This is a genomic window from Streptomyces sp. NPDC001406 (assembly GCF_042895285.1).
Classification (GTDB): Bacteria; Actinomycetota; Actinomycetes; order Streptomycetales; family Streptomycetaceae; genus Streptomyces.
Genome location: NZ_JBIAWG010000019.1, coordinates 1 through 7,814, shown reverse-complemented (window position 1 = coordinate 7,814; position 7,814 = coordinate 1). Strand labels below are relative to the sequence as shown.

Below are 7,814 nucleotides of genomic sequence, written 5' to 3'. Positions count from 1 at the left end.
GAATCGTCCACTTCGTCGGAAGCGGGACCGCCCCGAGCGGGCCCAGCCACGGGAAGGTAGGGGTGAGCGGAAAGTACGGGAAGCCGAGAAGCCGCGCGAGGGTCTTCGCGTTGCCGATCATCGGGTAGATCTCCTCCGCCCCGACGATCGAGCACGGAATGATCGGCGTGCCCTTGCGCAGCGCCGTGGAGACGAAGCCGCCCCGGCCGAACCGCTGGAGCTTGTAGCGCTCGCCGAAGGGCTTCCCGATGCCCTTGAAGCCCTCCGGCATCACCCCGACCAGCTCACCCTGGCCCAGCAGCCGCTCGGCGTCCTCCGTGCACGCCAGGGTGTGCCCCAGCTTGCGCGCCAGCTCGTTCACCACCGGCAGCACGAAGACCAGGTCCGCCGCGAGCAGCCGCAGATGCCGGCCCGCCGGATGGTGGTCGTGCACGGCGACCTGCATCATCAGGCCGTCCAGCGGCAGCGTCCCGGAGTGGTTGGCCACGATCAGCGCGCCGCCCTCGGCCGGGATGTTCTCGATGCCCTTCACCTCGACCCGGAAGTACTTCTCGTACACCGGCCGCAGCAGGGACATCAGGACCTGGTCGGTCAGCTCCTCGTCGTAGCCGAAGTCGTCGACGTCGTAGTTCCCCGTGAGCCGCCGCCGCAGAAAGGCAAGGCCGCTCGCCACACGCCGTTCCAGACCGCCGTCCTGCTGCCGCTTCGGCTCGGGCGGCAGCTCTTCCTCACGGGTCACGGGAACATCATCCTGCGCGGGCGCCCTGCTGGGCAGGGGCTGTACCTCACGGACCAGTGCGGACTCGCCGCCCTTGCGCCGGTTCCCCGCGCTCCGGCGCCGGGGCGGCCGCTGTACGGCGTTCCCGCGGGTCCGGTCGTCGTCGAACGGAATGACCTTGGCATCCGCCATCGTTGATGCGCTCCTCAGTTGGCGCTCTGCGTCGGGGGGTGGCCGCTGTTCCGCAGGGACAGCGCGGCGATCCGGTCGACGGCTCGCGCGAGGTCCTCCGGCGGCAGCAGGCCCGGGCCCTGGCTGCGGACGAAGTCCGCGAACGTCTCCGCGGTCGTGTACTTCGGCTTGAATCCCAGCGTCTCGCGCATCTGATCCGTCGCCACGACCCGGCCGTGGGTCAGCAGCCGGATCTGCTCGGGCGAGAAGTCCGTCATGCCCAGCGTACGGACCAGGGAACCGGCCCACGTGACCGCGGGCAGCAGCAGCGGCACCGTGGGACGCCCCAGGCGCCTGGAGCACTGCGAGAGCAGCAGGACGCCGTCGCCGGCGATATTGAACGTGCCGCTGTTGAGCGTGCCCCGCTCCGGCTCGTGCGAGGCGATCCGCAGCACCTCGATCACATCGTCCTCGTGCACGAACTGCAGCCGCGGGTCGTAGCCGAACACGGTCGGCAGCACGGGCAGCGCGAAGTACGAGGCGAGCGGCGTGTCCGCGGTCGGCCCGAGGATGTTCGCGAACCGCAGCACGCACACGGCGACATCGGGCCGCCGCCGGGCGAACCCGCGAACATACCCCTCGACCTCCACCGTGTCCTTCGCGAAGCCGCCGCTGGGCAGCGACTTGGCCGGGGTGGTCTCGGTGAAGACGGCCGGATCCCGCGGCGCGGACCCGTAGACGTTCGTACTGGACTTCACCACCAGTCGCTTCACGGTCGGCGACTTCTGACAGGCCCCGAGCAGCTGCATGGTGCCGATGACGTTGGTCTCCTTGACCGTCGTACGGCTCCCGCTGCCCAGCGCTGTGCCGGTCACGTCCATATGCACGACGGTATCCGCGGACGTCTCGGCCAGCACTCGCGCGATGGTGGGCTGGCGGATGTCGGCCTGGATGAAGTCCGCCCCGCCCAGATGATGCTCGGGTGGCACCGCGTCCACGGCGACCACCCGGTCCACCTGTGGGTCACGCTGGATCCGTCGTACGAACCGGCCCCCCAGCTGACGGGCCACTCCGGTCACGAGCACGACCTTCCCCAAGATCAGCGCCTTCCTTCCGCCCTCGGCGTTGTGCCGCTCCTGCCGCGTTCCCCGTGCTCGCCAACTTAGCGGGTCGGTGTTGCGCTGTGATGACCTCCCGATGCACGAAGTGACGAGATTCGCCCGGTCCGCATATGACGGCGGCCCCCCACCAGCAACGGTGAGGGGCCACGCGAACACGCTTTCGCGGCGTCGCTTACTTCTTGTTACGACGCTGAACGCGCGTGCGCTTGAGCAGCTTGCGGTGCTTCTTCTTGGCCATCCGCTTGCGCCGCTTCTTGATAACAGAGCCCACGACTACCCTCGCTCACTTCTCATCACTCGGTGTTTGGGCGCCATGGGCCCATACGACCTACGAGGGGCCAGCCTACCCGTCCGAGCGCTGAGGTCGTAATCGAGGGGTTCGTCAGGCTGTCTCCACCCCCACATAGCTCTCGCGGAGGTACTCGTGTACCGCTTGCTCCGGGACACGGAACGACCGCCCGACCCGGATCGCGGGCAGATGACCGCTGTGCACCAACCGGTACACGGTCATCTTCGACACTCGCATCACCGAGGCAACCTCCGCCACGGTAAGGAACTGAACCTCGTTCAGAGGCCTCTCGCCACCTGCAGCCATGACACACCTGAACCTTCCGCACTCGACGGCCACCGGCTTCCCCTTCCGGTGACTCTTCGTCGTTGCGTGCTCACTCCCCAATGTAGGGGCGGGTGATGCGAGTGGGGAAGAGGTGCACCCATCGGCGGCCTACTGTGACAGACACGCTCGATTGAGTACGTAGCGGGTAAGCGGGCGGTAGTAATCAGACCGCACAGCGTCATCAACCGGAACGACGACGGACACGACCCCCTCCGCCTCCCCCACAAAGAGCGCAGGGTCATCCGTATCCGCCAGACCCATGGCTTCAAACCCCAACTGACCTGCTCCGCAGACCCAGCCATGATCGCCGATCACCAGCTCGGGCAGCGGCCCGCCGCCCTCCGCCGCCGCGGCCAGCGCGGTACGAACCGGGAGCGGTGAATGCGTGTGTGCGCCGGGCTCACAACCGGGGCGTTCGGTGCCGGCCGCCCGGGCCAGCGCGACACCTCGTACGTAATCAAGGTTGTGCGTACGTAGACCGAACCGGGTCGTTATGTCGACACAGCGACCCTGCGCGGGGGTGAGGATCTCACATCCCGCCGCCGACAAAGCGTCTGCCAGGTCGGCGTAGAAACCGAGCAGCCGATGCGGGTGCCCGGTACCGAACAGCACCGGCGCCCCACGCCGGGCGACCTCGGCGAGCCGCTCCGCGAAGGCATCCAGCGCAGCCAGGGTCAGCTCCGGGTCGATCACATCATGCCCGGATGTATGCGCAGGGTCGGCCGAAACCCCACACCTTTCCGCCATGAGTCCGATCAAATCCCGCATCTCCCAGCCCCGTTCAGGATCGATACCGATCATCACCCGAGGATCACGAGCGGCGAAGAGCCGATAACTCCGCAGACTCTCCTCCCGCGTAGTAGCCACACTCCCGGCAAGCCGAGCACCGAGAAGATGCGCCCGAACGACTCCACTGCTCAACACGGGAGCGATGGTGACGGACGGGGGCGGGGGACGGGCCGGGATCGCAGGAAGACCGCACGGTTGGCGTAACGGCTCACTTTCCGGAGAGGGGCAGCAGAACCAGCCCGTGGGGGTACGCCCTGCTCGTAGAGCTTGGGGGAGCTTGAGGACGAGGCCGTTCAGGCCGAAGCGGGGGTCCGGGGGCGCAGCCTCCGGGCGGGGTCGAAGGGGCGGCAGCCCCTGGGGACGGGACGGGTAGGGGCGGCGGGGGCGAGAAAACCCACCCGCACCCAACCACCCGCCCCCTACGGCAGCATCCCCCGCAACGGAAACACCGCCCGCCGCGTAGCCAGCACGGCCTGATCCAAGCGATCAGCGGGGTCGTACCCCAACCCCCAGTCCGCCCAGGACACAGGCCACCGCCCATCCGTCATCCGCGCCGGCGCCAACTGTCTCGTACGAGCGAACACTTCCTGCCGCCACCCATCGGGAATCACCGTCTCGGGCGCGATCTCCCGCCCACCCGCGATCCCCACCAGATGCGTCCACGACCGCGGCACGACCTCCACCACCGCGTATCCACCCCCACCCAGCGCGACCCACTTCCCTTCCGCGTACTCGTGCGCCAGGTCATGACACGCCACCTGCACCGCCCGCTGCGCGTCCAGCGAAACGGCCAGATGAGCAAGCGGATCCTCGAAGTGCGTATCCGCCCCGTGCTGCGTCACCAGCACCTGCGGACGAAAGTCGGCCAGCAACTCGGGCACCACGGCGTGAAACGCCCGCACCCACCCCGCATCCCCGGTCCCCGCGGGCAACGCCACGTTCACGGCAGACCCCTCCGCCGCCTCCGCCCCGGTCTCCTCCGGCCACCCGGTCTGCGGAAACAACGTACGAGGATGCTCGTGCAGCGAGATCGTCAGAACCCGCGGATCCTCCCAGAACGCCGCCTGCACACCATCCCCGTGATGCACGTCGACGTCCACATAGGCCACCCGTTCGGCCCCGAGCTCCAGCAACCGCGCGATCGCCAGCGCGGCGTCGTTGTAGACGCAGAACCCCGACGCGCTGCCCGGCATCGCATGGTGCAGCCCACCCGCGAAGTTCACCGCGTGCAGCGCGTCCCCCCGCCACACCGCCTCCGCGGCCCCCACCGACTGCCCGGCGATCAGCGCGGACACCTCGTGCATCCCGGCGAAGGCAGGATCGTCCATCGTCCCGAGCCCGTACGCCCCGTTCGCCGACCCCGGATCCGCCGACGCGGCCTTGACCGCCTCGATGTAGTCCTCCCGGTGGACGAGCCGCAGCGTCGACTCCCCCGCCGGCTTGGCCGAGACGACCTCCAGTTCCCGGTCGAGCCCGAAGGCACCCACCAGTTTCCGGGTCAGCTCCAGCCGGACCGGATCCATCGGATGGTCCGGACCGAAGTCATAGCCCGTTACTGCCTCGTCCCACATCAGCTGTGCGCGGCCGCTCATGCCCGCCACCGTATCGGTCAGGTTGAGCGGCGAACGACCGGGCGTAGGCCAGTGTCACCAGCACCAACACCATCGGCACGAGCATGGCCCCGCGGTAGCTCCAGGCATCCCCCAGCGCCCCGACCAAGGGCGAACCGACCAGGAAACCGACGTAGTTGAAGATGTTGAGCCGCGCGACGGCAGCGTCCGACGCCCCCGGGAACAGCCTCCCCGCCGCCGCGAAGGTCTGCGGCACGAGCACACACAGCCCCAGCCCCAGCAGGGTGAATCCGAGCATCCCGACCCAGGCCCCCGGCGCCACGGACACCACGGCGAACCCGAGCGCCGCCACCAGCGCCCCCACCCGTACGACCACCACGGCCCCGAACCGCCGTACCCCGAAGTCCCCGATGGCCCGCCCCAGCAGCGTGGTCACCATGTACACGTTGTACGGAACCGTCGCCAGCTGTTCCGAGCTGCCCAGCACGTCCTGCAGATATTTCGCACTCCAGTTGGAGACGGTCGAGTCCCCGATGTAGGCGAAGGTCATCACCAGACACAGCGGCAGGAGCAGCTTGAAGACAACACCCCCGCCCGCTGCCGCCCCCTGCGCCTCCTCGACGGGCTCCACATCCCCGTCGACGTACCACCGGCTCCCCAGGAACGCCGCCGGCAGCAGCACCGCCACCACCGGCAGATACGACACCCACAGCGCCAGATGCCAGTGCGCCCCGACCCAGGCCAGCGAGGCCCCCACGATCCCGCCCAGGCTGTACACGGCGTGGAAGCTGAGCATGATGCTCCGCCCGTACGTCCGCTGCAGACTCACCCCGAGCATGTTCATCGAGGCGTCCAGCGCACCGACGGCGAGCCCGAAGGCCGCCAGGGCCAGCGCCAGCTCCGCCATCTGCCCACCCGCGCCGACGCCGAGCAGCGCCAGCAGCACCACCGGCTGGGACCAGCGCAGCAGCCGGCTGGGCCGTATTCGCTTCACCAGCTGCTCGGTCGTCACGCTGCCGACCCCGGCGAGGATCGGCACGGCGGCCAGGAAGACGGGCAGCAACGCGTCGGAGATGCCGTACCGGTCCTGAATGGCCGGAATGCGCGTCACGAGCAGCGCAAAGGTGGCGCCTTGAGCGAAGAAGCTGAACGCCAACGAGGCCCTACCGCGCCGCAGCACATCTGTCATGGCGGCGAGCGTAGGGCCCCGGGGTACCCGTGGGTAGATCCAGCCAAAGATGAATTTCCCTCAACTTTACCGAACGGGGGCTCAGGCGGCGACAGCAACCTGGGGCGTCCTGACCGCCCCGCCGTCGACCGCCCCGCCGTCGACCGCCCCGGCCTCGACCTCGGCGGCCAGCATTCCCTCCATCGGCCCGGCGGCCAGGCCGCCACTGACGACGAAGCCGATCGCCATCGCGACGATCATGATGACCGTGCCGAGCCACACCATGGTCTCCACGGGGACGGTGTAGGCACCCACGACCCGCACGACGCACTCGGCGAGCAGCACCACACCCCAGACGACGGAGAACGCCCGCTCCTTGCGGAGGAAGTCCGCGGACCCGGCCGCGCTCCCGGACATCAGCCGCTGCCAGGCGGCCTCCTTGGCCGAGTCCCCCTTCACCAGGAAGGGCTTCATGCCGGCGGTCATCATCGGCTTCCCGAGCGCGACGGAGACCAGGATCCCGATGGCGATCGTGCTGCTGATCCCGCTGTCCTTGGCGAGCATCAGCCGCGGGTCGCCGGAGACGAAGCTCAGCAGCAGGGAGACCACGTTCACGACGAGGATGAGCCCGGCCAGGCCGTTGGTCTTCCGCTCCTTGACCAGGCCCCACACGGTCCGCACCGCCGGCACCACACTGCTCCAGGCGAGCGCCGCGAAGGTGCTCATCCCGAGGCCGTCCTTGAACAGGTAGTACGAACCGAGAGGCACCGCCACGTCCACGATCAGCGGGGCGAAGGGGTTCTTCTTGCTCGTCTTCGTCGTCATGCCCTCAGCTTCGCGGAGGGGGCGGGTACTCCAGTAGAAACGATCGTCCAGGGCTCGGCATGACATTTGTCAGGCCAGCAGGGCAGCCAACTCGCTCATGTCCGAGAAAAGTTGACCGGCGCCCGCGAGCTTCGCCGCGGGCGTCATCGCGGTGAACCCATGAACGTCCATCCCGGCCGCCACCGCCGCCTGTACGCCCAGCGGGCTGTCCTCCACGACCACGCACCGCTCCGGTGCGACCCCCATCCGCTCGGCCGCGTACAGGAACAGATCGGGCGCCGGCTTGCCCCGCCCGACATCCTGCGAACTGAAGATCCTCGACTCCTCGAACCACCGGTCGAGCCCGGTCGTCCGATGCCCCACCCGGATCCGCTCATGACTCCCGGAGGAGGCCACGCAGTACGGCACCCCGTCCGCCGCCAGCTTCTCCAGCACGTCGGCAACGCCGGCCACCGGCTTCAACTCCCGCTCGAACGCGGCGAACACCTGGCCATGGAAGACATCGTCGAAGTCGTCCGGCAACCGACGTCCCGTCCGCTCCTGGATGAGCTCATGGATCCGGTGCATCGCGGATCCCATGTAGTCGCGGATGGAGTCCTCGTACGAGGTCGGATGCCCGAGCTCGGTGAGCTGGGCGGCCAGAATCCGGTTGGAGATCGGCTCACTGTCGACGAGGACACCGTCGTTGTCGAAGATGACGAGTTCATAGCGCATGCCTTCGAGCCTAAACGCCTCTGAACGCAGAAAACCCCCGCACCGGAAGGTGCGGGGGTTTTCCCAAGAATTGTTCGGCGGTGTCCTACTCTCCCACAGGGTCCCCCCTGCAGTACCATCG

At 68.5% G+C, this 7,814-nt stretch carries 9 protein-coding genes; all 9 read right to left on the bottom strand.

The window, feature by feature from the left end:
- A partial coding sequence (locus ACFY1J_RS36755; protein WP_390732717.1) for a lysophospholipid acyltransferase family protein occupies nt 1-910 on the bottom strand: 910 nt, incomplete at its 3' end.
- A gap of 14 nt (nt 911-924) precedes the next feature.
- A complete protein-coding gene (locus tag ACFY1J_RS36750) occupies nt 925-1,986 on the bottom strand; it encodes an NAD-dependent epimerase/dehydratase family protein (protein WP_390732716.1) in 1,062 nt (353 codons plus the stop codon).
- A gap of 196 nt (nt 1,987-2,182) precedes the next feature.
- Complete coding sequence (locus tag ACFY1J_RS36745; protein ID WP_003948845.1) at nt 2,183-2,281, bottom strand: 30S ribosomal protein bS22; 99 nt, start codon at nt 2,279-2,281, stop codon at nt 2,183-2,185.
- Between the two features lie 111 nt (nt 2,282-2,392).
- Nucleotides 2,393-2,605 (bottom strand): helix-turn-helix domain-containing protein, encoded by a 213-nt coding sequence (locus tag ACFY1J_RS36740; protein ID WP_263216600.1) that lies wholly within the window; start codon nt 2,603-2,605, stop codon nt 2,393-2,395.
- A gap of 129 nt (nt 2,606-2,734) precedes the next feature.
- Nucleotides 2,735-3,550 carry a phosphatase gene (locus ACFY1J_RS36735; protein WP_390711433.1) on the bottom strand — a complete coding sequence of 272 codons (816 nt, stop codon included), beginning with the start codon at nt 3,548-3,550 and terminating at the stop codon, nt 2,735-2,737.
- Between the two features lie 284 nt (nt 3,551-3,834).
- Nucleotides 3,835-5,007, bottom strand: coding sequence for an acetoin utilization protein AcuC (locus ACFY1J_RS36730; RefSeq protein ID WP_390732715.1), 1,173 nt, complete (start codon nt 5,005-5,007; stop codon nt 3,835-3,837).
- A complete protein-coding gene (locus tag ACFY1J_RS36725; protein ID WP_390711431.1) occupies nt 4,958-6,175 on the bottom strand; it encodes an MFS transporter in 1,218 nt (405 codons plus the stop codon). Before ACFY1J_RS36725 ends, ACFY1J_RS36730 begins: the two co-directional genes overlap by 50 nt.
- 81 nt (nt 6,176-6,256) lie before the next feature.
- Nucleotides 6,257-6,979 (bottom strand): VC0807 family protein, encoded by a 723-nt coding sequence (locus ACFY1J_RS36720; RefSeq protein ID WP_390711430.1) that lies wholly within the window; start codon nt 6,977-6,979, stop codon nt 6,257-6,259.
- 69 nt (nt 6,980-7,048) lie between these two features.
- Nucleotides 7,049-7,693, bottom strand: coding sequence for an HAD family hydrolase (locus tag ACFY1J_RS36715; protein ID WP_390711429.1), 645 nt, complete (start codon nt 7,691-7,693; stop codon nt 7,049-7,051).
- Nucleotides 7,694-7,814: the final 121 nt, after the last annotated feature.

Excerpts from the sequence above, each read along its gene's own strand:
- ACFY1J_RS36740 (WP_263216600.1), bottom strand. The coding sequence starts at position 2,605 with ATGGCTGCAGGTGGCGAGAGGCCTCTGAACGAGGTTCAGTTCCTTACC.
- ACFY1J_RS36730 (WP_390732715.1), bottom strand. The coding sequence starts at position 5,007 with ATGAGCGGCCGCGCACAGCTGATGTGGGACGAGGCAGTAACGGGCTAT.
- ACFY1J_RS36725 (WP_390711431.1), bottom strand. The coding sequence starts at position 6,175 with ATGACAGATGTGCTGCGGCGCGGTAGGGCCTCGTTGGCGTTCAGCTTC.
- ACFY1J_RS36720 (WP_390711430.1), bottom strand. The coding sequence starts at position 6,979 with ATGACGACGAAGACGAGCAAGAAGAACCCCTTCGCCCCGCTGATCGTG.
- ACFY1J_RS36715 (WP_390711429.1), bottom strand. The coding sequence starts at position 7,693 with ATGCGCTATGAACTCGTCATCTTCGACAACGACGGTGTCCTCGTCGAC.